This window comes from Methylobacterium sp. WL7 (genome assembly GCF_008040085.1).
In the GTDB taxonomy this organism is placed as follows: Bacteria; Pseudomonadota; Alphaproteobacteria; order Rhizobiales; family Beijerinckiaceae; genus Methylobacterium; species Methylobacterium mesophilicum.
Genome location: NZ_VRVG01000060.1, coordinates 1 through 22,742 on the forward strand (window position 1 = coordinate 1; position 22,742 = coordinate 22,742).

Genomic DNA, 22,742 nt, shown 5'->3' on the forward strand with positions numbered 1-22,742 from the left:
GATAGGCGGTGGGGTCCGGGGCCGGCTCGCCCTTGTTGTAGATGTAGTCGAACTCCTCCTCGGGGTCCCGGGAGAAGACGAAGTCGTGGTGGTTCAGGTGCTCGTAGCGCTTGTTCAGGCCGAGATAGAGCACCACGCCCGAGCAGGCCGGCTCGGGGTTCTTCTTCTCGTAGGCCTTGCCGGCGGCGCCACCCACCAACTCGCGGTACGTGCGGACCGAATCCATGTTCGAGATCACGGCGTCGAACGGCGTAATGCCCTCGGCGGTGCGCACGCCCCGGACCGCGCCGTTGGCCGTCTCGATCCCGGTCACCTCGGTGTCGGTCTTGCAGGTCGCACCGAGTTCCTGCGCGAGCTTGGCCAAGCCCTCGGCCACCGCGCGGGTGCCGCCCATCGGGTACCAGACCCCGTCCGCCGTCTGCATGTGGGCGATGGCGCAGAGCACCGCCGGCGCCCCGTAGGGCGAGGAGCCAACGTATTGCACGAAGTGGTCGAGCATCTGCGCGAGGCGCGCATCCTTGACCTTGCCGCGGATCGTCGAGGCGACCGAGGCGTGCATCCGCAGGGACAGCACGTCGCGCAGGGTGCCGGGGTTCATGTTGGCCCGGATGTTGATCGTGTCGAACAGATCCTCGACCGGCTTCCAGAAGAAGAATTTTTCGGACACGCCGTGGAGATGTTCGGAAATGGAAAGGAACTTCTTGTAGCCGTCGCCGCTGCCGGGGGCGAAGCGGTCCATGTCGCCGGCCATCCGCTCGATATCCTGCATCAGGTCGATGCGGGAGCCGTCGTCGAAGAAGCAGCGCCATTGCGGGTCGAGGCGGCGCAGGTCCATGTAATCGTGGACCGAGCGGCCGGCCTCGGTGAAGATCCGTTCCAGCACCCGCGGCACCGTGAGGATGGTCGGGCCCATGTCGAAGCGGAAGCCGCCTTCGTGCAGCACCGCCGCCTTGCCGCCGAGCCAGCCGTTCTTGTCGTAGACCGTGACGCGGTGGCCGCGTGCCGCAGCCACGCACGCGGCCGCGAGTCCGCCGAGCCCGCTGCCGATCACGGCGACCGTCGAATCCTGACTCATCCTGATAGGTCGCTCCCCGGGCCCGTCAGAGCGTTGCCCGCATTGCGAAGCTAGACGCGAGGCCTCGCGGGTCAACGCGCCACCCGGTCGCGGTACCGGCCTGTCAGGCCTCGTTTGGGGACAGCTGGGCCAGGAAGTTACCGATCTCGCGACGGCGCAGGGGCGCGTCGAGCACCTCCGGGCCGAGGCCGTGGCGCCAAGCGAGGCGCCGCGCGGCCTCGAAATCGTCGCCCTGAAGGCCTGCGATCTCGTCGGCATAGGCCGCCACCGCGTCCGGGTCCGCGGCGAAGCCGGCCTCGACGATCGCGGTGTCGCAGAGGCGCAGCATCGCGGCGACCTCCTCGAGGTCGAGTTCGGGGTGGTACTGCGTGCCCCAGAACCAGCCGGCCCCGTGCCGGATCTCGATGGCCTGGACGCCCAGGACCCGGTTTCCCGCCAGTACCCGCGCCCCCGGGGGCGGCTCGAGAACCGCGTCCGAGTGGATCGCGGGCGCGTCCCAGACCGCCGGGCGGCCGGCCAGCAGCGGATGGCTCCGGCCTTCCTGGGTTGGGGTGATCGCCCGGGCGAAGCCGTATTCCGGTCCGCGCGGATTCTCGGCCGCGTGCCCACCGGCCACGGTGGCGGCGACCTGCACGCCCCAGCAGGATCCGAACACCGCGAGCCCCGCCTCCAGGGCCGCCCGCATCAGATCGAGCTGGCGGGTCACCGCCGGCGTGCCCTCGGAGACCTTCAGGGTCGAGCCGGTGAAGATCAGCCCGTCGAAATCCGACAGGTCCTGCGGCAGGTCCGCGTCGGCATCGGCCGGGTTGAGGAATCGACACGCCGTCTCGGGGGCGAAGTCGTGGACCACCACGGCGTAGGATTCGGCCGAGGTCCGGCCCGTCGCCGCGACATGCCGCCCGCGGGCGGCCCGATCGTTGCCGTCGGCGATGAGCAGGCGGAGCATGGCGTTCTCACTTTGTACGGGTGCGGACCCTGCCCGAACGGCCCCGCCTTGTCCGGGGACGGCTGGTCGCAGGTGCGGAGCGGATCGTCGCGGCGTCGTGGGCGGATCAGACGGTCCGCCGCGACACCAGGCCGAGCGCCAGCCCCAGCCCACCGAGCGTCAGCGCCGCCAACACCGCGAAGGCCGGCACGGCGGAGCCGAAGCCCTCGCCCAGGGCGTTCTGATAGGCCTCGATCGCCCAGGCGTTCGGGGTGAGCCAGCCGGCTTGTTGCAGCCACGGCGGCATCAGGAAGCGCGGCACCATCGAGCCGCCGACGGCCGAAAGCAGCAGCACCCCGAAGGTCGAGGCGAGGTGGGCCTGCTGGCGTGAGGCGGCCAGGGCGCAGGCGGCGAGCGCCAGTCCCGCAGCCATGGCCGAGACCAGCAGGCAGGCGGTGAGGAAGGCGCCCCAATGCGGGCCGATCTCGACGCCGTAGAGCAGCCCGGCCGCCAGGAAGATCAGCCCGGCCTGGACCATGCCCTGCAGCGTCAGAAACCCGAACTTGCCGAGCACGACCACCGGCAGGCCGCCGGGTCCGGCCATCAGGCGCTCGGCGATGCCGGTTTCCCGCTCCTCGACCAGCGAGAGCGCCCCCTGCATCGCGGCAAACAGCAGGAACACCGCGGTGATCGCGCCGGCGTAATAGCTGACCCGGGCATTGGCGGTGCCGGCGGCGGTGCTCCGGCGCTCGACCAGCGAGGCGAAGCTGAACGGCTCCTTCCTGGCGCGCTGCTCGGCGAAGGCCTCGTCGAGGAAGCGCCGCTCGTCCGGGCCGATCTTTCCGGTGCGCTCCACGTCGGCGACGATGCGCGAGAGCACGACGTCGGGCAGCGCCTCGTTCAGCACGCGCTGCAGCTGGCCCAGCGCGATCGGGGTCGCGAGCGCCTTGGCGGGGTTCTCGACCAGCACCACGGGCTGGTCGGCGGGGCCGGGCGGGGCATCCGCCGGGGCGGCGATCAGGTCGCCCCGGAGCGCCAGGGCCACGTCGACCGCGCCGGAGCGCACCGCCCGGGTCACCTCCGCCAGATCGGTTGCCGGCAGGCGGGTGACGCGCAGGGACGGGTCGGCCACGAGGGCGTCGGCAAGGCGCTGCGTCGCCGCCGTCCGGGCGAAGTCGGCGAGCCCGAGATGTATGCGGATCCGGTCGCCGGTCGCCCCGGAGAAGATCGCTGCGAAGATCGAGAAGATCACGGTGGGTAGCACGAAAGCCATCACCAGCGCGGCGCGGTCGCGCAGGAGGCTCAACGCCATCACCCGGAACGCGGCGCCGATCATCCGGCGGCCCCCGCCCGGCGCGGCTCGGAGGCTGCGCGGTCCGCGACGTCCCGGGGCCGGATCGCGTCGAGATACAGGGCCTCCAGCCGCGGGGCGCGGACCCGCACCTCGGCCACCGGAACCCCCTGCGCCCGAAGCGCCCCCAGCAGGGCGGCGCCGTCGAGGCCGGAACGCTCGACCGAGCGCCAGACCAGCCCGTCCGGCTCGGCGGGCACGAAGCCGCCGCGGCGCAGCACGGTCTCCGCGACCGCATCCGCCGGGAGGGCGAGGCTCAGCTCCCGTTCCGGCGCGCCGACCCGCAGCTGCGCCAGCAGGTCGGCGAGACGCCCGGCGCGCACGATCCGCCCTTGCGCCAGGAACGCGACCCGGGAGGCGAGCCGCTCGGCCTCGGCGAAATCGTGGGTGGCGATCAGGATCGCGGTGCCGGCCGCCTTCAACCGGTCCAGGACCGCGTGGATCGCCGCCCGGGCGGCGAGGTCGACGCCGCTCGTCGGCTCATCGAGCAGCACGAGGCTGGGCCGGTTCATCAGGCTCGCCGCGATGTTGACCCGGCGCCGGTAGCCGCCGGACAGGATTCCCACCGGGCGATGCGCCACGTCGGCGATGTCGGCCATCTCCAGCGCCGCCGCGACGGCCTCCCGCCGGTCGCGCCGGGCCACGCCCGCGAGCTGGCCGAAGACGCCCAGGTTCTCGGCGACCGTGAGGCGGGGGTAGAGGGCGATCTCCTGGGGGACCCAGCCGATGCTCCGGCGGGCGCCGCCCGCTCGGAACGGGTCCGCGCCGGCCACCCGTACGGTCCCGGCGCTGGGCGCGAGGCGGCCCGCCACGAGACGCATCAGCGAGGACTTGCCGGCCCCGTTCGGGCCGAGCAGCGCCAGGGTCTCGGCCGCGTCGAGGTCGAGATCGACCTGTTCCAGCACCCGCCGCCCGCGCAGGTCGAGGCCGACACCCGCGATCCTTACGAGGTTGCCGTCCACCCCGTCACCGCCGCGGCAGGGCGCGGGCGAGCCGTACCCGCACGGCGGCGCCGGGCTCCTGCAACGCGAACGCCGCGTCGGAGAAGTCCGGCCGCCCCCGGCGCGCGACGGCGCCGGAGAAGCCGTAGGGCTCGAGCGGCAGGCCGAGCCCGGTCCGGTCGAGCCGGCCGTTGCCGTTGCCATCCTGGAAGGCCGCCACCGCGTAGGCGCCCGGGGCCAGATCCCGGAAGGTGAACAGCGCCCGGCCCCCGGCGGCCGAGGCTTCGTCGCCTCGGGTACAGAACGGTTCGGACAAGCCGCCCTGACACAGGGCTACCCGGACCGGGCCGCCGCCGGGTTCGATGCCGTCGACCTCCACCTGCAGGGTCGCGGCCATCGCAGCCGACCCGAACACCACAGCGAGGGCGCAGAGACCCGCCGTCAGCGTCACCCGGTCCGGCGCGCCGATCACGAAGCCTCGCCGGAGGTCGCCAGCGGCGCCGTGTCGGGGATGCCGGCCTGGGCGGCGGCGCGGGCACCGGCCAGCTCCTCGATCAGCAGCCGCGCGGTGATGCGAGCACCCTCGTAGATCACCGGCAGGCCGGAGCCCGGATGGGTGCCGCCGCCGACGATGTAGAGCCCCGGCCCGAAGCGGTTGTGCGGCCGGAAGTACAGCATCTGCATCAGGTCGTGGGCGAGGTTGAAGGTGGCGCCCTCGTGGACCGCGAAGTCCTCTTCCCACTGGGTCGGGTCGATGATCCGCTCGTAGCGGATCCGGGACTCGATGTCCTCCAGGCCCAGCCGCTTCAGCCGCTCCAGGATCAGGGCGCGGTAGCGCTCCCGGGTCGCCGCCCAGTCGATCCCGGCCTTGAGGTTCGGCACCGGCACCAGGACGTAGAGGGCGGTGTGCCCCGCCGGCGCCATGCCGCCATCGGTATAGCCGGCATGCTGGACGTAGAGGGAGGGCTGCATCGGCAGCGTCCCCTCGGTGATCTCCCGGATGTTGCGCTCGTAGCCGTCGGCCAGGAGGATCGTGTGGTGCCCCAGGCTGTCCGGCACTTTCCCTTCGATGCCGAGATACAGCATGAAGGTCGAGCAGGAGAGCCGGGCCTTGTGGATCTTGGCGTCCCGCCAGCGCGGGCGGTGCCGCTCCGGGACCAGGGCGCGCACCACCTTGGCGAAGTCGCCGTTGATCAGCACCGCGTCGGCGTTGAAAGTCTCGCCGTCCACCACCACGCCGCTGGCGCGCTTGCCGTCGAACACCACGCGCTCGACGTTGGCATTGAGCCGGAGATCGACGCCCATGCGTCCGGCAAGGCCGGCCATCGCCTCGGAGACCGCGCCGCAGCCGCCGACCGGGTGGTAGACCCCGTGCTCGTATTCGAGGAACGACAGGATCGTGAACAGGCTCGGGCAGCGGAACGGCGACATGCCGAGGTATTTGGTCTGGAACGAGAAGGCGAGGCGCACCCGCGGATCCGCGAAATAGCGCTTCAGGTCGCGGTCGACGCTGCGGCCGGGATGCAGGTGCGGCAGGGCGGCGAGCATCGCCGGGCTCGCCATGCTGCGCAGGGTATGGAAGGCCTGCTGGAGGATCGGCTTGAAATAGTCCAGCTTCGTCCGGTTCTCGCTGAAGAAGGTCTTGACGTTCTTCGCGTCGTCGGGCGCCAGGCGGGCGATTTCCGTCTCCATCCGGGCGATGTCGCCGGTGGCGCGGATCGTGCCCGTGATCCCGTCCTCGCCCTCGAACACCAGATGGTACTGCGGATCGAGCCGCTCGAGCTTGACGTGGTCCTCGAGACGCTCGCCGCAACTCGTGAAGATGTCCGCGAGGATCTGGGGATAGAGGAAGAAGGTCGGGCCGATATCGAACTTGTAGCCGCCAGGCGCGGTGACGGTCTTCGTGCGGCCGCCGACCTGCGCGTCCTTCTCGAACAGCGTCACGTGGATCCCGGCGCGTGCCAGGAGCAGGGCCGAGGCCAAGCCGCCGGGACCGGCGCCGACCACGGCCACACGGCGTCCGGTCAGCGCTCGCAAACCATCCCCAGACTGAAGCAACGCCGACGACTCCCCTCGCAACCCGCGAACCTTATCGGCCAAGCTAGCCTCGCAACGCTCCACGGCAATTGCAGCCCTTTGTCGCGCGTTCGGAGCCGGACGGAAAGGGACGGCCTCAACCGGCGGTGACGAGCCGTCCCTGGCCGCGGGCGATCGCCTGCAGGGCGAGCCCCGCGGCGGTGGCGACGTTGAGCGAATCGAAGCCCGGGGCCATCGGGATCCGCACCGGGCGGGCCCGGCCGAGCGTGGACGCATCGAGGCCCGGTCCCTCGGTCCCGAGGATCAGCAGAACGCGGGTGGGCGCGGGGATGGCGTCCAGCGATTCGGTCGCCCCGGGGCTGAGCGCCAGGGCTTCGAGGTCGAGCGCGCGGGCGAGCGCCAGCCAGTCCTGCCCGGGGGTGAGCCGCGCGAAGGGCTGGATCAGCGCGGCGCCGGCGGAGACCCGGATGCTCTTGCGGTAGAGCGGATCGCAGCTGGCGGCATCCAGCAGCACCGCGTCGGCCCCGAAGGCGGCGGCGTTGCGGAAGGCGGCGCCGACATTGTCGTGATTGGTAAGGCCAGCCAGCCCGAGCACCAGCGCCGGAGCGGGGGCGGGCGGCACGAGGTCGGCGGGGTCGGGCTCCGATCCGCGCAGGCCCACCGCCAGAACGCCACGATGGATCGGGAAGCCGGTCACGGTGCTCATCACCGCCTTGGCGGCGAGATAGACCGGCGGCCTGTCCGGGCAGGCGGCCACGTCCGGGGCGAGGCCCGGCCAGCGCTCCGGGGCGAGCAGGATCGATTCCGCCCGGAACCGGGCCCGCGGGCCGAGCAGCAGCCGCAGGGTGACCTCGCCCTCGGCGATGAAGCGCCGGGAGCGGCCGACGAGGTCGCGCTCCCGCATCTTCGTGTAGGGTTCGAGGCGCGGGTCGTCCGGGTCCGCGACGGTCTCCGCGGCGACCGTCTCCCCGGCCCCGCCCATGTCAGCTCTGCTTGCGCTCGGCGCGGACGGCCAGCGGGTCGGCCTCGGCCTTGGTCGGCACCTTCACCAGCGCCTCGCCGTCGAGGACGGTCTCCCCGGCCACCGAGCAGCGGCAGGCGAGGCGGGCCCGGCGCCGCTCCGGCATCAGCTCGGCGACCGTGACGGTGACGTCGACGATGTCGCCGATGCGCACCGGCGCGCGAAAGTTGAGGGTCTGCGAGATATAAACGGCCCCCGGACCCGGCAGGCGGGTGCCGAGCACCGCCGAGATCAGCCCGGCCGTATACAGGCCGTGGGCGATGCGGGTGCCGAACGGCGTGCGGGCGGCGAAGTGCTCGGACAGGTGGATCGGGTTGCGATCGCCGGTGATCTCGGCGAATCCGACGACGTCGGAGGACGCGATGGTCTTCGAGAGGGTTTCCGACAACCCGACCTCGAGATCCTCGAAATAGAGCACGCGCAATTCGGGCAGCATGGCTCGGCAGACCTCCGGTTCCGGCCGGTCGCAACTCTGGCGCGGCCGGCTCAACAAGACCGCGTCGCACGATCGCGCCGCCGAATCCACCCGGACGAAGGCGCAAGATCCGTGAACTTTCTTGAGGCGCGGACAGGGTTTTCTCAACAGCGGCTCGACAGGCGCGCCGCACTCGGCGATGACGCGCCCCGTGACCGCTGAACCCGCCGCCCGTCCCGAGCCGCCCGCCCTGCGCCCGGTCGTCGCCCGCGTGGCGGCGCTCAACCTCGGCTATTTCGGCATCGAGATCGCGGTGGCGCTCGCCATCGGATCCGTGGCGCTCATCGCCGACAGCCTCGATTTCCTGGAAGACGCGGCGATCAACCTGCTGATCTTCGCCGGCCTGTCCTGGAGCGCGCGCAACCGCGCGCGGCTCGGCACCGCGATGGCGTTCATCCTGCTCGTGCCGGCCCTGGCGACCGCCTACGCCGCCTATGAAAAATTCGCAGACTTCGTTCCCCCGGCGGCCCTGCCGCTGACGCTGACCGGCCTCGGCGCGCTCGCGGTGAACCTCACCTGCGCGCTGATGCTCGCCCGGCACCGGTCCGGCTCGGGCAGCCTGACCCGCGCGGCCTATCTCTCGGCCCGCAACGACGCCTACGCCAACCTGGCGATCATCGCGGCCGGGCTGGTCACCGCCCTCCAGCCGAGCCCCTGGCCGGACCTCGTCGCGGCGGCCGGCATCGCGATCCTGAACGCCGATTCCGCCGCCGACATCTTCCGGGCCGCCGCGGCCGAGCGCCGGGCGGCTGCGAAATAGGCATCTCCATGCGCATCTTCCCCATCTCCGATCTCCATCTGGAGCGGCGGCGGCTCGACCTGATCGCGCTGCCCGAGGCGCCGTTCGACCTGCTCGCCTGCCCGGGGGACCTCTACGAGGGGCATCCCGAGCGGGGGCTGGCGGCTCTGATCCACCTGGCGCAGGGCAGGCCGATCGTCCTGGTGCCGGGCAACCATGAGCGCTACGCGCCCACCGGCGACCCGCGCACCGCGCCGGAACTCCTGGCCGCTCTGGAGGCGGAGGTCGCCCGGGTGAACGCCCTCGGCGCCCGCATCCACCTGCTCCAGGGCGCCGAGGCCTGCGTGATCGACGGCGTGCGCTTCGTCGGCACGACCCTGTGGAGCGACTGGCGCCTCGCCGGCCGCTGGCTCGCCGCGGACGCGCCCGGGCGCCCGGACGATCCGATCGCCTTCGCGGCCGCGCGCATGACCGATCCGGTGACGGGCTCCCGGGAATATCTCGGATCGATCCGCAAGGCCGACGGTGCCGCCTGGCAGCCCGCCGACGCCATGGCGGCGCATGTCCGGGAGCGGGAGGCGCTGCACGCCGCGCTCGCCCGACCGCACGATGGCCCGACCGTGGTGGTCACCCACCATCCGGCCAGCCCCCTGGCGGCGGACCGGTACCGGGACCAGCCCGGCGTGCCCTGGTGGGTGCCGGCCTTCTACGCCAGCACCGCGCTGGACGACCTCCCCGATGCCGCGCGGCCGGAAGCGTGGATCTCGGGCCATTTCCACGCGGGCCATGACCTGCGGATCGGCCGCTGCCGCTGGGTCTCCAACCCGGTCGAGGGCCAGGGCTATCGGGCGGATTTCAGCGTGACGGTCGAATAGCGCGACCGCGATGGCCGAAAACGGGTGCGGCCGATTTAGTCCCGGCCAAGAGGCCGCGCATGTCGAGTGCGTGTCGTTCCGCACGGCTTGGCCGTAGAGCCGGGATGCAGGCGGTTCGACGGATCGTCCTACCCTGATCAGCCCCGCGTTCCGGGGCTCTGAATCGGGGTTATAATGACCGGATTTGGCCTGGGATTACGCGGGATCGCGTCGGCTGCACTTGCCGTCTACAGCGTGGGGGCGGCGGCACCCGCATACGCTGCTTCCGCGGCCCAGCCCGGGCAGACGATCGGCCTGCCGGTGGGTGCGCAGCTCCCCGTAGGATTGTACTTCGTGAACCTGTCGAGCTTCGGCACGCGCAGCGCGCGGCCGGGCGACACCGCGACGAACGTCAACCTGCCGACCTTCGCGTGGGCGACGCCGTGGGACATCGCGGGCGGGCGCCTGCAGTTCTTCGTCACCCAGCCGGTGGTGGCCGCCACCCTCCAGGGCGCGCCCTACCAGAGCGGCATCGGCCAGCCGCTGCTGGCGGCCCAGCTCGCCTGGGATCTCGGCCACGATGTCGGCGTCAGCTATTTCTTCGGCGGTTACCTGCCGATCGAGACGCGCTTCTTGACCCAGTCTGCGTCGCTGACCCATCGATTCGCGATCAGCTACACCGGCCAGGATTGGAACCTGACGGCGAACCTGCTCCACGGGATCTTCCTCGAGACGCGCTCGCCCTTCGGCGCCCTCTATCCGGACTACCTGAACCTCGACCTGACCGCGGCGAAGAGGTTCGGCAAGTGGCAGGTCGGAGCCGTCGCGTTCGGATCGAGCGACCTGCCCACCGGCGTGTCCAGCTACCGGCCGCAGGGGCAGATCGCGGTGGGCGGCCTGGTCGGGTACAATTTCGGGCCGGTCAACCTGCAGGCCTACCTCACCCGCGACGTCGCCCAGCGCAACTACCGCGGACGCGAGACCCGCGGCTGGCTGCGGGTGATCGTACCGCTCTACCAGCAGGACCCGAACGAGGTCGAGCCGAACCGCACGCTGGTGACCCGCCGCCAGGCCGAGTAGCCGGGGCGCTGTCCTGTGCGGGGTACGATGTTCACAGAGCGCTGCCGGATTTGGGCCATCGCCGAACCCAGGCGCGTCTCCCTCCCCCGCTGAGGGGGGAAGGGGGACGCACGTCGTGAGCCCCCAGATCTTCCGTCAGTGGTGACGTGACCGCGGCCCGGCGCTCGTCAGCCGTGCACCAGCACGTTGCGGAACTGCCAGGGATCGCTGGTGTCGATGTCCTCTGGGAACAGGCCCGGGCGGTCGGTGAGCGGGGTCCAGTCGGTGTAGACGCCCACGACCGGGCCGAGATACGGGGTCTGGACCTCTAGGCAGCGGCGGAAATCCATCTCGTCGGCCTCGACGATGCCGGCCTCCGGGTTCTCCAGGGCCCAGACCATGCCGGCGAGCACCGCCGAGGTCACCTGCAGGCCGGTGGCGTTCTGGTAGGGGGCGATCCGACGGGTCTCCTCGATGGAGAGCTGCGAGCCGTACCAGTAGGCGTTCTTGGCGTGGCCGTAGACCAGCACGCCCAGCTCGTCGATGCCGTCGACGATCTCGGTCTCGTCGAGGATGTGCTGCTCGTCCTGAACCTTGGCGGCCTTGCCGAACATCTCGTGGAGCGAGAGCACGGCGTCGTCGGCCGGGTGGTAGGCGTAGTGGCAGGTCGGGCGGAAGACCGGCTTATCGCCCTCGCGCACCGTGTAGTAGTCGGCGATCGAGATCGCCTCGTTGTGGGTCACAAGGAAGCCGAACTGCGAGCCGGCGGTGGGGACCCAGCTCCGCACCCGCGTGTCGGCGCCCGGCTGCAGCAGGTAGATCGCGCAGCGCGAGCCCTTCTCCTGCTCGCGCGCGTTGGCGGGCATCCAGGTCTCGTGCGTGCCCCAGCCGAGCTCGGCCGGCTGGTTGCCCTCCGAGACGAAGCCCTCGACCGACCAGGTGTTGACGAACACGCCCCGGGGCTTCGGGTTCTTGGCGCGCTGGGTGTCGCGCTCGGCGATGTGCACGCCCTTTACGCCCAGGGTCTTCATCAGGTCGGCCCAGTCGGCGCGGGACTTGGGCTCGGGCGTGGTGACGCCGGTATCCTTGGCGATGTTCAGGAGCGCCTGCTTGACGAACCAGGAGACCATCCCGGGATTGGCGCCGCAGCAGGAGACCGCCGTGGTGCCGCCCGGCTTCTGGGTGCGGGCGTCGAGGATGTCCTGGCGCAGGGCGTAGTTGGTGCGGTCGCCCTGGCTGCGGTCCTTGTCGAAGTAGAAGCCCGGCCAGGGCTCGGCCACCGTGTCGATGTAGAGGGCGCCGAGTTCGCGGCACAGCTCCATGATGGCCCGCGACGAGGTGTCGACCGACAGGTTCACGCAGAAGCCCTGGCCGCCGCCCTCGGTCAGCAGGGGGGTGAGGACGTCGCGCAGGTTCTCCCGCGTCAGCGCCACCTTCTCGAAGCGCAGGCCGTGCTTCTCGGCGAGCGCCCGGTGGGTGTCGACGGGGTCGATCACGGTGAAGCGGGCGCGGTCGTATTCGAAGTGCCGCTCGATGAGGGGCAGGGTGCCCCGGCCGATCGAGCCGAAGCCGATCATCACGATGGGGCCGCTGATGCGGCCATGGATCGGGTGACGGGACGGCTGGTCGGTCATGCGGAAGGTCCTTGTCTGGCGGACGCCTGAGGTCCGCTGTTCGGCTCGCGAGCGGGTTATGGCGCGCGTGTGACAGTGGGGCGACAGGCACGCGCCGCGCGGCCTGCGCCGGCGCGTTCGCCGAATCCCATCGTCGAGAAGGCCGCTCAATGGCCGTTCGCCAGACGACGGTCAACTGCGCTGCACCATGGACGGTTAAAGCGCTCTTGATGGCGCCGGGTCGGCATCATGTTCGCAGTGCATGTGGCCTGCGCGCAAAGGCGTGTGGCAGGCGGCGGTCGCATGGCTCATATTGCGTTGCAGCAAAGGCCTCCCGACAAGATCAATCAATCGAGGCCGAGGAAACGTCCGGGATCCTGATCTTCGGAGTCGTCATGCTCGCTTTCATCGCCACCCGCATTCCCGGCCCGGTCGCCGAGACCGCCGACCGCGATCCCGGCATCCTCACCCTCGTCTTCTCCCTGGCCCGCGCCGTCCGCACTGGAGCCGAGGCCGCCTTCGCGCGCCGCTGCGCCCTCGCCGAGGCCGCGGGCGGACCGAACCCGCTCTGAGACGTGGCGACAGCACGGACCTGCGTCGCCGGGTGATTGCCTCGCCCCGATTGGGACGTTAGGCGGCTTTGCCGTCAATGGCCCTGGGGGATCGTGATTCCATGTCGACGTTTCGAGCGGTCGTTCGCTTCAGTCTGACCGCGACGCTGCTGCTTGCCGTCCCGTTCGCGTCGCCGCGGGCCCAGGATGCCGAGCCCGAGGCACCCGCCACTGCCGACGCGCCGGCGAAGGCCAAGCCTAAACCCAAGCCGAAACCGCCCGCTTCCAAGCCGGCGGCCAAGCCTGCCGCCGCGCCTGCTGCCGCGGCCGCGCCTGCCGCAGCGCACGCGATCTGGCCCACCGGCGCCAGCACCGTCAGCGAGAGCTACGGCGACTGGACGATGACCTGCACACGCCCGAGCGAGAAGGTCACCTGCATCGTCGCGCAATCCCAGGGTGATTCGCAGACCGGCCGGCGTAAGTTCGGCTTGGAGCTGCAATCTCCGAGCGACGGCCGCTCGGAAGGCATCGTGCTGATGCCCTTCGGCCTGTCGATCGAGGCCGGCGTGAGCTTCAAGCTCGACGAGCAGGCCCTCGGCAAGGGCGCACCCTACAGCATGTGCGTGAGCGACGGCTGTCTCGTGCCGATCAGCTTCCCGACCCTGGCGCTCGACGGCATGCGCAACGCCAAGAAGCTGTTCGTGACCGGCCAGAAATCGAGCGGCAGCGAGCCCGCCACCATCACGGTGCCCCTCGAAGGCTTCCCGCAGGCCCTCGACCGCGCCGTGGCCCTCGGCGGCTGACGTCGGGCGGACCGGATCCGGCCAATCCCCGGCTTACGGTTAAGCCAGCGTTAGCCGCCGTGCCGCAGGGTGGGTCCCAGTGTGGCGCCCGACGTCGCGGCCCCGGTCGGGTCGCGCCCGGGATCGGATCGGCGGGGCGATGGGCTCGGAGGGCAGGCGATCCGGGATCTGCGGATATCTCGGCACGCGGCTGCTGCGCGTGTCGCTGCCGGTGCTCGCGCTCCTGGCGGCGATCGACCCGGCGCTCGCCGCGCGGCTGATCGGTGCCAAGGGCAGCGAGGCCGGCAGCGGGCCCGGCGGCTACGGCCGGATCGTGCTCACCTTCGATAAGCCGGTCACCGTCAAGGCGAAGCTCGCCGGCGGGATCCTGCTGCTCGGCTACGGCGAGCGGGTAACCCCCGGCCCCGAGCATCTCGCCGAAGACATGCCGGCCTTCGTGTCCATGGTCCGGCGCGACCCCGACGGGTCGGGCCTGCGGGTCGCCTTGCAGCGGCCGTACCAAACCAACGTCCAGCTGGCCGGCGAGCGCGTCTTCGTCGATCTCCTGCCGGAGGGTTGGTCGGGCCTGCCGCCGCCGCTGCCCCCCGAGGTGGTGGCCGAGCTCGCCCGCCGGGCCCGCGTGGCCGAGGAAGCCCTGAAGGCGCGCACGCTTCCGCCGGCGCGTAAGCCCCTTGCGCTGGAGCTTGCCCGGCTACCGACCCTGACGCGCCTGTCGCTGCGCCTGCCCGACGAGGCGGTGGCGACCGTGAGCGCCGAGGGGGCGACGACGCGCCTGCGCGTCGCCGGATCCTGGACGGTCGATTCGACCGAGGCCCGGGGCCGCCCGCGGCCGGGCATCGCCAAGCTCGCCACCGAGTCGGACGAGAGTTCGGCCAGCATCCTGCTGACTCCCGCCGAGGGCTACACCGTCACGACGGAGCGGGAAGATGGGGCCTACACGATCGATGTCGTGAGCCGCACGCCTCTCAAGGCGCCGGAATCGAAGGCGGCGGAGGTGCCGGGGCCGGCCGATGCCGGCGCCGCCAAACCCGTCGTGCCGGCCCCTCAGCCCACCCGAAAGGCCGAGGCTCCGCCCGTCCCGGACGCCGCCCCCGAGGCGCCCTCGACTCGCAAGGCCGGTTCCGGCCTGGTCTTCCCGTTCCAGGCCTTGCCGCCCGCCGCCCTGTTCGAGCGCGGCGGCGTCGCCACGCTGGTGTTCGAGACCGCCGAGCCCGTCACCGTCCCGGCGGGCAACCAGGGCCTCGCACCCGTGGGCGCGCCGACCCGGACCGGACCGGTCACGGTCCTGCGCTTCAGGGTGCCGCCGGGCCGGCTGGTCGATCTGGCCGCCGTCACGACAGGAACCGGATCCGCCTGGGAGCTGTCGGCCGGCGACACGCTGAGCCCGAGCGACACGCTCGATCCGGTCCGAAAGCCGGATCCGTCGGGTCGGATCACCGTATCCCTGGCGCTGCCCAGGCCCGGATCGGCCACGTGGCTCGACCTCGACGGCGAGCGCATCGCGGTGGTCGCCTCGGCGGCGCAGCGCGCGATCGGCAATCCGAAGAGCCGCCGCTTCGTGGATTTCGAGATCCTGCCGAGCCGGCACGGCGTCGCGGTGCTGGCGAGCGCCGACGACCTCGCGGTACGGCCCCAGCTCGACGCGGTCACGATCGGCCGGGAGGGCGGCCTCGCCGCCTCCACGGCCGCGCGCAAGCCCGATCCCGCCCTGGCCGAAGCCGGCACCCTCGCGGTCGCGCGGGAGTCCTGGGAGCAGGCGCGGATCGGGAACGTGCGCGAGACCCTCCGGACCTTGGCCGGCACCGCCGCGATGGTGCCCCCGGCCGAGCGCGGCCCGGCGCGCCTCGCGCTCGCCCGCGCCAACATCGCCAACGGCTTCGATCTCGAAGGCCTCGCAGCCCTGGAGGCGGCCGCCGCCGAGGATCCGCTGCTCGCCACCCAGCGCGACGTCGCGATCCTGCGCGGCCTGGCACTCGTGCGCAGCGGCCGCTACGCCGAGGCCCTGAAGGCCCTGTCGGGGCCGCGACTCGCGAGCGACCCGGAGGCCGCCCTGTGGCGCGCGATGGCGTCGGCCGGTCTCGGCGACTGGAAGGCGGCCGAGACCGGCTTCCCCAACGCGCTGCCGGTGGCCGATGGCTACCCCACGGACCTCGCCCAGCAGATCCGGGTCCAGGCCGCGGAGGCGGCGATCGAGAACGGCGACGCCGAGACCGCCGCCGCCCGGGCGGAGGACGCGGCCCACCTGCCGCCCTGGATCCGCGATCGGCTCGCCCTGGTCCGCGCCCGCGTCTCGGAGGCGACCGGTCAGGCCGACGCGGCGCTCGATGCGTATGCCCGCTTGGAGCAAGTCGGCCAGCGGCCGGTGGCGGCCGAGGCGCAGCTGCGCGGCACGCTGCTCGCCCGGGCCGCCGGCAAGATCGAGCCGGATGCCGCGATCGACCGCCTGGAACGGCTGGCGCTGACCTGGCACGGCGGCCCCACCGAGACCGGCATTGCGGTCGGATTAGCGCGGCTCTACCTCGACGCCGGCCGCTGGCGCGACGCGTTCGCGGCCCTGCGCCGGGCGAACGCTATCGCGCCGAACGACACGGCCACGCAGGCGCTTTCCCGCGAGGTGCGCACCGCCTTCGAGAACCTCTATCTCACCGACAAGGGCGACCGGCTCACCGGGATCGAGGCCGTGGCGCTCTACTTCGATTTCCGCGAGTTGGCGCCCATCGGGCGGCGCGGGGACGAGGTGGTGCGCCGGCTGGCCGACCGCCTGGTCGGGCTCGACCTCCTGGATTCGGCCGCCGACCTGCTCCAGTACCAGATCGACAACCGGCTCACCGGCCCGGCCCGCTCCGCGGTGGCGGCCCGGCTCGCCACGATCCGGCTGATGGACGACAAGCCGATGCGGGCGCTGCAGGTGCTCGACGCGACCAACCTGCCCGAGCTGCCCGGCGAGCTGAAGCGCGCCCGCGCCCTGGTCCGCGCCCGCGCCCTCTCGGACCTGACCCGCACCGACCTGGCCCTGGAGACGATCGAGGACGAGAGCGGCCCGGATATCGAGCGGCTGCGGGCCGACATCTACTGGGGCGCCCGCCGCTGGCGCGAGGCCGGCGAATCGCACGAGTCGCTGCTCGGCGAAGCCTGGCGCGCCGGCCGGCCCCTCGACGCGCAGGCTCGGGCCGACGCGGTGCGGGCCGCCATCGCGTACGACCTCGCGGGCGAGGCGATCGGGCTGGAGCGCTTGAAGGCGAAGTTCTCCGAGGCGATGGCCGAGAGCCCCGACGCCCGCACCTTCGCGCTGCTCACGGGCACCAACCCGACCAAGACCCCGGAATTCCGCGCCATCGCGGCCCGCGCCACCAAGGCCGACACCCTGTCGGCCTTCCTGGCCGAGTACCGCAAGCGCTATCCCGAGACCGCTCTGCCCGAACGCGGCGCGATCGCGGGCGAGCGCCAGAGCAGCGCCGAGGCCCCCGGCGCGCCGCCGGGCTGACGGCCGCGATGACGCTCGTGATCGATCCGGACCGGTTCCTCGAAACCGGATCCGGCCGCGTCTGGACGCCGGAGCGCAACGCCGCGGCGTGGCGACTGGCCTACGCGGCACTCGAGCGGTCGCTGGTGGGTGGCGGCATCGACCGGGTCGTGATCGTCTGCGGCTTGCAGGGCGCGGGCAAGTCGACCTGGGTCGCCGCGCAGGATCGCGACGCTGGCCGCGTCTATGTCGACGCGGCTCTCCCGGGCGTGCGGCACCGGGCGCCGATCATCGCCATCGCGCGCCGTCACGGCGTCCCCGTGGAGGCCGTCTGGATCCGCGTCCCGCTCGACGTCGCCCTCTATCGGAACCGGAGGCGGCGCGCCGACACGATCGTCCCGGAGGCGACGATCCGCTCGGTCGCCAACCTGTTCGAGCCGCCGACGGTGGAGGAGGGGTTCGCGCAGGTGCGGATCGTCGCGGCCTGAGCCGGGCGCCTACTGCGTCAGCCGTGCGACCTGCAGGGCCTGGTCGAACATCGCGTTGAGTGAGGTCTTGATGTCGTCCGGGCTGTTGGCCGTGTAGAAATATCCCGGTGAGGCGCAGCTTTGCACGGTCGTCGCCAACGTCGGGTTCAAGGCGTTGACCTTCTTGTTTTCTGCGGCGATGCCGCCGCCGTAATCCGTGAAGGTGATGCTGTTGTATGGGATGTACAGGATCGAGACCGTCGCACCGGCCGATTTGAGCGCGGTGCAAAGTGACGGATCGATCTGCGCGGGAGAGGAGCCGTCGAAATCGCCGGCGGCGTAACCCGGGAATTTCGAGGGGCTACCCGGGTAGTAGTATCTGCCGTTCTTGGTGATGGAATAGTGCTGACTGTTCTGCATCCCGTCGGTGACCAGGAATACGAACGGCTTGCGGGCGCCGGTGCTGGAGCCGTCCCCGAATCCGCCCGCATTGGCGATGGCGGCCTTCATTTGCGGCAGGACGACCTCGAAATGCGTGCCGCCGGCACCCGTGCCGGTGCTCGGGTCCCCCCCCGTGGACAGCTGTGTCGTGCCGGTATCCAGAAGCTTGGTCAGGGCGAGCGGGTAGGGCGTCGTGTTGGCGCAGTCGGCGACGGTGTTCAGGGTGGCGATGGAGCTGTTGATGTCGGCGAGCGTGCCCATCTGGTTGATGAACGGGTACAGGCCGACGCGGTACTGGCTCGTCACCGAGGGGTTGGCGGCCCGCTGAATCAGCGAGCAAACCGCCGTGTTCAGTGCGTCCGAGCGCAGCTGTATCTTGCCGGCGGCCAGGTTCCAGCCGTTGTAGGTTGGATAATGGCAGGCAAACTGGCAACCCTGCTTGTAGTCCGAATTCATGTCATTGTTCTGGCTCGCCAGCTTGCTCATGCCGGCGGTGGTCGCCGGCAGGCCCATCGAGCCCGACACGTCCAGCAACAGGTAGAAGTCGAGGTAGCTCGCGAGGTCGGCCGAGGCCGTGACCGTGTTGGAGAAGTTCGTGGTCGGGGTTTGGAAGATCGGTCCGAAATTGTTCTTCACCGTGGCGCTGTAGACGACCGTCGACACGAGCGTCTGGCTCTTGCGCGTGAGTTGCGGCGGCTGAAGCTGCACCTGCGCGAACGGCACGGTGCCGGCGTTGACCGTGAAGGCTTTCGACGCCTGCGCGATGCCGGCCGCGATGGCGTTGGCGGTGACGTTCGCCTGGCCGGGGTTGGCCGCGATGTAGGCCTTGGCGGTCGCCACCGCGGCGATGGCGGCCGCATCCGCGGCGGCGTCGAGCTTGGACTTGTCGGTGATCGCGACGCCGTAATCGATCCCGTAGCCGAGCAGGCCGACCATCGGCAGCAGGCTCAAGGCGAACAGGATCGTCACGTTGCCGGAGCGTGCACCCGAGAGGCCCGCCGCCCGGACGATGCGGCGCTGCACGCGGTTCAGAAGCCCGGGCATTTGGTGGCGATCCCATCGTTGCCCGCCACGTCGAAATTGACCAGCGTGGCGTAGCGCGGCTGCACGTACATCGAGCGGGCGATCCGCACGGCGGGGACGAACCGCGCGCCGAACGTCGGCTTGAAGTTGAAGACGACATCGACCGCCACGATCGATCCGGGCCCGAAGACCGAGCGGGGCAGCGTGGTCCGGTTCGGCGGGGCCGTGTCGGCGGCGGGAAGCTGCGGGACCGCGCAGGGCCGGTAATTGCCCCCGGTGGTCCCCGAACTCGTCCAGGCGACGGCGGCCGTGTAGCAGGCGCTCAGGTCGCCGCCGGTGCAGTTTGCCGCCGTCGGGGTGAACGCGACGGCGGCGTAGGTGATGGCGATGTCCTGCCACCATTGCAGGCCCTGCCGCGGCCCGTCCTTCATCAGGTACGGGAACAGGACCAGGGCGGAATCGAAGCTGAAATGCAGGTCGGTGGCGTTGACGGTCGCCACCGTCGAGCCCGAGGGCGGCATCGCCTGCGAGATCATCTGGCTGATCGACTGGGCGAGCAGCCCGACCTTGCGGCTGGCGTTGATGTACGTGATCAGCTGGGTCCCGCCGAGCATCAGGATCAGCAGCACCGGCAGGATCAGGGCGAACTCGATCGCGGAGACCGCCCGCCTGTCGCGCAGGAAGCGCTTCGCCGGCGGCGGGCCGCCGCGAGCCGGTCGCGATCCCGCGACGCGGCCCATCCGGTTCGTCGGCGAGCGCCCGCGCATCAGAACAGCTCGTTGCGGAACGCCGCCGTCGAGACCGCCAGGTAGGCCGGGGCGCCGTTGAACACCGCGCCGCCGCCCAGCATCTTCGCGAAGGCGGCGGGCAGGAACGTGATCGGATAGATCACCAGGAGGTACTGGTACTGTCCGCGGGTGCCGAGGCTGTACTGGCCGGACCCGGGGGTCAGCGCCGGGATCGCCAGGCCGCTGAGATCGGATTTCACGTAGCTGTAGTAGCCGCTCGATCCGCTTCCGGTCGGCACCAGGTACAGGTTCACCACGAGGTTGCCGCACGTCATAGATGCCGGCAGGTTCCGGCACAGGGCGGTCTTGAAACCGGCCTGATCGAGGGCATTCGTCTGGGCGGACCCGGTCAGGATCTGCCGGGCGGCGCGGGTCGTGGCATAGTCCAGGGATTGATTGATAAACAGGATCGTGGCCACGGTCATGATAAACAGAAGGGCCAGGATGAACAGCATCGCCACCAGGGCGAACTCGACCGCTGCGGCCCCTTTCTGATCGCGAACGTAGCGGCGCATGAGAAACATGCGCTCTGTTAGCAAGAGATTGCTAAACCCGGGTTAAAACAGCCTTCGAGAGTCTATCCGTCTGCCTGGACGAATCTTGCGAGGTATCCGGCCTGACTGCAACGGCCCGACGCCTCGACGTCATTGACCTGATGCGCTCGCTTGCGCCGAACCGGCAAACAGCTTTCGGGGGGCTGCCCTATCCGCCGTAGCTCTGGACCAGCGATCCGGCCACCAGGGTCCAGCCATCGACCAGCACGAAGAAGATCAGCTTGAACGGCAGGGCGACGGTGGCGGGCGGCACCATCATCATGCCCACCGCCATCAGCACCGAGGCGACCACGAGGTCGATGATCAGGAACGGGATGAACAGCAGGAAGCCGATCTCGAAGGCGCGGCGCAGCTCCGAGATCATGAAGGCCGGGGTCACGATCTCGAGGCCGACATCCTCGGGCCCCTTCGGCACCGGCACCTTGGCGAGGTCGAGGAACAGCTTCAGATCCTTCTCGCGGACGTTCTTCAGCATGAACGTCTTGAACGGCCCCGAGGCGCGCTCGAAGGCCTGGGCCTGCGTGATCCGCCCGGCGACCAGTGGCTCGATCCCGGCGCTGTAGGCCGCGCGGCCGGTGGGCGCCATCACGAAGGCGGTGAGGAACAGCGCCAGGCTGACGATCACCGCGGTGGGCGGCGCCGTCTGGGTGCCGAGCGCCGAGCGCAGGATCGACAGCACCACGACGATCCGGGTGAACGCGGTCGCCATCACCAGCACGGAGGGCGCCACCGCCAGGATCGTGATCAGCGCGACGAGCTGGAGTGCCCGCTCGGTGGTGCCGCCGGCGCCGAGATCGACGCTGAGGCTCTGCGCCAGGGCCGGTCCGGCGGCCAGCCCGGTCCCGGCCAGCACGGCGAGGCCCAGCAGCGCGCGGCGGTTGCTGGCCGGGCGGCCGTGCGTGTCGCGATGCGGCGTGTCGGTCATGGGGGTCACGGGCGGTCGCAGGTGGGCGTCGCCGGCCGCACGCCCGTGCGCCGCGCCTCGAGGTTCTGCCAGACCAGGAGCGCCGGCAGGCCGAGCACGACATCGGGGACCCGGCGGGCGAGCGAGAGGGCGATCGCCGTCCCGGCATCGATCCCGAACAGCCCGCAGACCAGCACGAGGCCGCCTTCCTGCACGCCGAGCCCGCTCGGCACCAGGAAGGCCGCCGCCTTGATCGCCTGACTCAGCGCCTCGATCACCAGGATCTCCGACAGGCTGATCTGATCGACGCCGATGCAGGTCAGCACCACCGCGACCTCGGCGGCACCCAGCAGCCAGGCGAGTGCGTGGAGCGCGAAGGACTGCACCAGGCGGCCGCGCCGTCCCGCCGCCCAGACCGTGTCGAGCGCCCCCTGGATCCGCGGGGCGGGCTCCGGACGCGCCTCGGTCTCGCGCACGAAGCGACGGCCCAGGGCCGCGATCCGGTCTTCGACCACGCGCACGATCCCGGTGCGCTGGAGCGCGAAGAACGCCCCGACCGCCAGCCCCGCCACCGCGAGGGTCCGCAGCGTCCAGTTCGCGAGCTCGGCGGCGGCCGGACCCTCGACCTGGCTCAGCAGCCCGGCGCCGAGGCCCGCGAACAGCGCCAGCGTACCCACTTGGAACAGCATGTCGGCGAGCACGGAGGCCGCCGCCAGGGAGCCGGCCACCCCCCAGAAGGTCAGGAGCCGCGCCCCGAGGACGTCGCCGCCCACCGAGGCCACCGGCAGCAGAACGTTGATGCCCTCGCGCACGAAGCGCAGGATCAGGCAGGCCGAAGCCGGGGCGGGCGAAAGGCCATCGAGGATGCGGGCCCAGGCGAGGCCGCAGACCAGCACCACGAGCGCCCGGACCAGGGTGACGCCGGCAAAGCCCACGAACCCGATCCGCCCGAACGCCGCCGCGACCGCGGAGAGATCGTTGGTCGCCACCAGCCAGACCGCGAGGCCGAGGCCGATCAGCGTGCCGATCAACGGCAGCCGGCGCAGCACGGCCAAGCCGACGCGGCGCGCCGGGGCGGCGCGGTCGCCGCTCACGGCCGGACCGTGCGGGATGTGCGCCGAGTGGCGGGCAAGGGCGAGGGCTCCAGGTTGCGCCGGCCGCGAATCCGGCGGTGATTCGGCAGGTGTCACCGCCGCTAGGGGCGTATTGGGGCCGAATTCGGGGGGCGCCGCTGCGGTAGCACGGGGCGCAGCACCGCGGCGAGGGCCTCTTCGGGCTTGGAGCCCGGATCGAGCAGCACGACCCGGCCGGCCGCCAGGCTCGCCCCCGTGGCCACCGCCACCGCCCGCTTGGGACAGGGTCCGAGGCAGCCGGACTCGACGATGCACAGCTTGGTCCGGTCGGCGAGCAGCCCGTCCTTGGCGGCCTGCTTGGCCGCGCCCTTCAGCAGCGCCCGCACCGCGCGCGGACGCAGGCCCTGCCGCTTGGCGCATTTGGCGCACACCACCACGACCTCGGTCAGCTTGGTCTTGGCGAGTCCGGTCTTGGCGAGTCCGGTCTTGGCGAGTCGGGTCTCGGCGAGCTGGGTCTCGGCGGCCTTCGTCGCGGCCGGGCGGCCGGGAGAGACGCTGGGGTCTGTCATCATCGGGAGACTCTAC

The 22,742-nt window shown here is 71.4% G+C and carries 22 protein-coding genes; 7 read left to right on the top strand and 15 right to left on the bottom strand.

Annotated elements, in window-relative coordinates; genetic code table 11:
* The 8 genes from crtI (FV233_RS16190) to croR form a co-directional block, all read right to left on the bottom strand.
* Positions 1-1,075: phytoene desaturase family protein (gene crtI / locus FV233_RS16190; protein ID WP_147898044.1), on the bottom strand; the 1,075-nt coding region annotated here is incomplete at its 3' end.
* A 103-nt stretch (positions 1,076-1,178) separates the two neighbouring features.
* The gene (locus FV233_RS16195; protein WP_147898045.1) at positions 1,179-2,021 is read right to left on the bottom strand and encodes a type 1 glutamine amidotransferase; all 843 of its coding nucleotides are present in this window, start codon (positions 2,019-2,021) and stop codon (positions 1,179-1,181) included.
* Between the two features lie 106 nt (positions 2,022-2,127).
* The gene (locus FV233_RS16200) at positions 2,128-3,336 is read right to left on the bottom strand and encodes an ABC transporter permease (RefSeq protein WP_147898046.1); all 1,209 of its coding nucleotides are present in this window, start codon (positions 3,334-3,336) and stop codon (positions 2,128-2,130) included.
* Entirely contained in the window at positions 3,333-4,313 is a 981-nt protein-coding gene (locus FV233_RS16205) for an ABC transporter ATP-binding protein (RefSeq protein ID WP_147898047.1), read from the bottom strand. The genes FV233_RS16200 and FV233_RS16205 overlap by 4 nt, the downstream gene beginning before the upstream one ends.
* Positions 4,314-4,317: 4 nt before the next feature.
* Positions 4,318-4,689, bottom strand: a complete 372-nt coding sequence (locus FV233_RS16210; RefSeq protein WP_147898063.1) for a DUF2141 domain-containing protein — start codon at positions 4,687-4,689, stop codon at positions 4,318-4,320.
* Between the two features lie 71 nt (positions 4,690-4,760).
* Positions 4,761-6,350 (bottom strand): phytoene desaturase family protein, encoded by a 1,590-nt coding sequence (crtI, locus tag FV233_RS16215; protein ID WP_147898048.1) that lies wholly within the window; start codon positions 6,348-6,350, stop codon positions 4,761-4,763.
* A 115-nt stretch (positions 6,351-6,465) separates the two neighbouring features.
* A complete protein-coding gene (locus tag FV233_RS16220; RefSeq protein WP_147898049.1) occupies positions 6,466-7,311 on the bottom strand; it encodes an RNA methyltransferase in 846 nt (281 codons plus the stop codon).
* 1 nt (position 7,312) lies between these two features.
* Complete coding sequence (croR, locus tag FV233_RS16225) at positions 7,313-7,786, bottom strand: 3-hydroxybutyryl-CoA dehydratase (protein WP_147857469.1); 474 nt, start codon at positions 7,784-7,786, stop codon at positions 7,313-7,315.
* A gap of 178 nt (positions 7,787-7,964) precedes the next feature.
* Here croR and FV233_RS16230 point away from each other — a divergent pair, with 178 nt between their 5' ends.
* The 3 genes from FV233_RS16230 (at position 7,965) to FV233_RS16240 (ending at position 10,498) form a co-directional block, all read left to right on the top strand.
* The gene (locus FV233_RS16230) at positions 7,965-8,585 is read left to right on the top strand and encodes a cation transporter (protein ID WP_147898050.1); all 621 of its coding nucleotides are present in this window, start codon (positions 7,965-7,967) and stop codon (positions 8,583-8,585) included.
* An 8-nt stretch (positions 8,586-8,593) separates the two neighbouring features.
* Positions 8,594-9,439 (top strand): metallophosphoesterase, encoded by an 846-nt coding sequence (locus tag FV233_RS16235; protein WP_147898051.1) that lies wholly within the window; start codon positions 8,594-8,596, stop codon positions 9,437-9,439.
* Between the two features lie 174 nt (positions 9,440-9,613).
* Positions 9,614-10,498 (top strand): transporter, encoded by an 885-nt coding sequence (locus tag FV233_RS16240; RefSeq protein ID WP_147898052.1) that lies wholly within the window; start codon positions 9,614-9,616, stop codon positions 10,496-10,498.
* Positions 10,499-10,665: 167 nt separating this feature from the next.
* Here FV233_RS16240 and FV233_RS16245 read toward each other — a convergent pair whose 3' ends face one another.
* Positions 10,666-12,111 carry a saccharopine dehydrogenase NADP-binding domain-containing protein gene (locus FV233_RS16245; RefSeq protein ID WP_147898053.1) on the bottom strand — a complete coding sequence of 482 codons (1,446 nt, stop codon included), beginning with the start codon at positions 12,109-12,111 and terminating at the stop codon, positions 10,666-10,668.
* Positions 12,112-12,485: 374 nt separating this feature from the next.
* On the opposite strand from FV233_RS16245, the gene FV233_RS30375 reads away from it, so the two are divergent.
* From FV233_RS30375 to FV233_RS16260, 4 genes are all read left to right on the top strand, one after another.
* Positions 12,486-12,662, top strand: coding sequence for a hypothetical protein (locus FV233_RS30375; RefSeq protein ID WP_187278125.1), 177 nt, complete (start codon positions 12,486-12,488; stop codon positions 12,660-12,662).
* Positions 12,663-12,763: 101 nt separating this feature from the next.
* Complete coding sequence (locus FV233_RS16250; protein WP_147898054.1) at positions 12,764-13,444, top strand: invasion associated locus B family protein; 681 nt, start codon at positions 12,764-12,766, stop codon at positions 13,442-13,444.
* A gap of 139 nt (positions 13,445-13,583) precedes the next feature.
* Positions 13,584-16,928: a hypothetical protein gene (locus FV233_RS16255; protein ID WP_147898055.1), complete on the top strand. Its 3,345-nt coding sequence runs from the start codon at positions 13,584-13,586 to the stop codon at positions 16,926-16,928.
* Between the two features lie 8 nt (positions 16,929-16,936).
* Positions 16,937-17,395 (top strand): AAA family ATPase, encoded by a 459-nt coding sequence (locus tag FV233_RS16260; RefSeq protein ID WP_147898056.1) that lies wholly within the window; start codon positions 16,937-16,939, stop codon positions 17,393-17,395.
* Positions 17,396-17,404: 9 nt separating this feature from the next.
* Here the strand turns inward: FV233_RS16260 and FV233_RS16265 are convergent, their stop codons facing one another.
* The 6 genes from FV233_RS16265 to FV233_RS16290 form a co-directional block, all read right to left on the bottom strand.
* On the bottom strand, positions 17,405-18,859 hold the full coding sequence (locus tag FV233_RS16265; RefSeq protein WP_147898057.1) for a pilus assembly protein TadG-related protein: 1,455 nt from the start codon (positions 18,857-18,859) through the stop codon (positions 17,405-17,407).
* A complete protein-coding gene (locus FV233_RS16270) occupies positions 18,844-19,605 on the bottom strand; it encodes a TadE/TadG family type IV pilus assembly protein (RefSeq protein WP_246690001.1) in 762 nt (253 codons plus the stop codon). Before FV233_RS16270 ends, FV233_RS16265 begins: the two co-directional genes overlap by 16 nt.
* Entirely contained in the window at positions 19,605-20,141 is a 537-nt protein-coding gene (locus tag FV233_RS16275; protein ID WP_147856442.1) for a TadE/TadG family type IV pilus assembly protein, read from the bottom strand. The genes FV233_RS16270 and FV233_RS16275 overlap by 1 nt, the downstream gene beginning before the upstream one ends.
* 187 nt (positions 20,142-20,328) lie before the next feature.
* The gene (gene fliP / locus FV233_RS16280) at positions 20,329-21,105 is read right to left on the bottom strand and encodes a flagellar type III secretion system pore protein FliP (protein WP_246690002.1); all 777 of its coding nucleotides are present in this window, start codon (positions 21,103-21,105) and stop codon (positions 20,329-20,331) included.
* Between the two features lie 5 nt (positions 21,106-21,110).
* Complete coding sequence (locus tag FV233_RS16285; protein ID WP_147898058.1) at positions 21,111-22,178, bottom strand: flippase-like domain-containing protein; 1,068 nt, start codon at positions 22,176-22,178, stop codon at positions 21,111-21,113.
* Between the two features lie 101 nt (positions 22,179-22,279).
* Complete coding sequence (locus FV233_RS16290) at positions 22,280-22,729, bottom strand: hypothetical protein (protein WP_238261692.1); 450 nt, start codon at positions 22,727-22,729, stop codon at positions 22,280-22,282.
* Between the last annotated feature and the right edge of the window lie 13 nt (positions 22,730-22,742).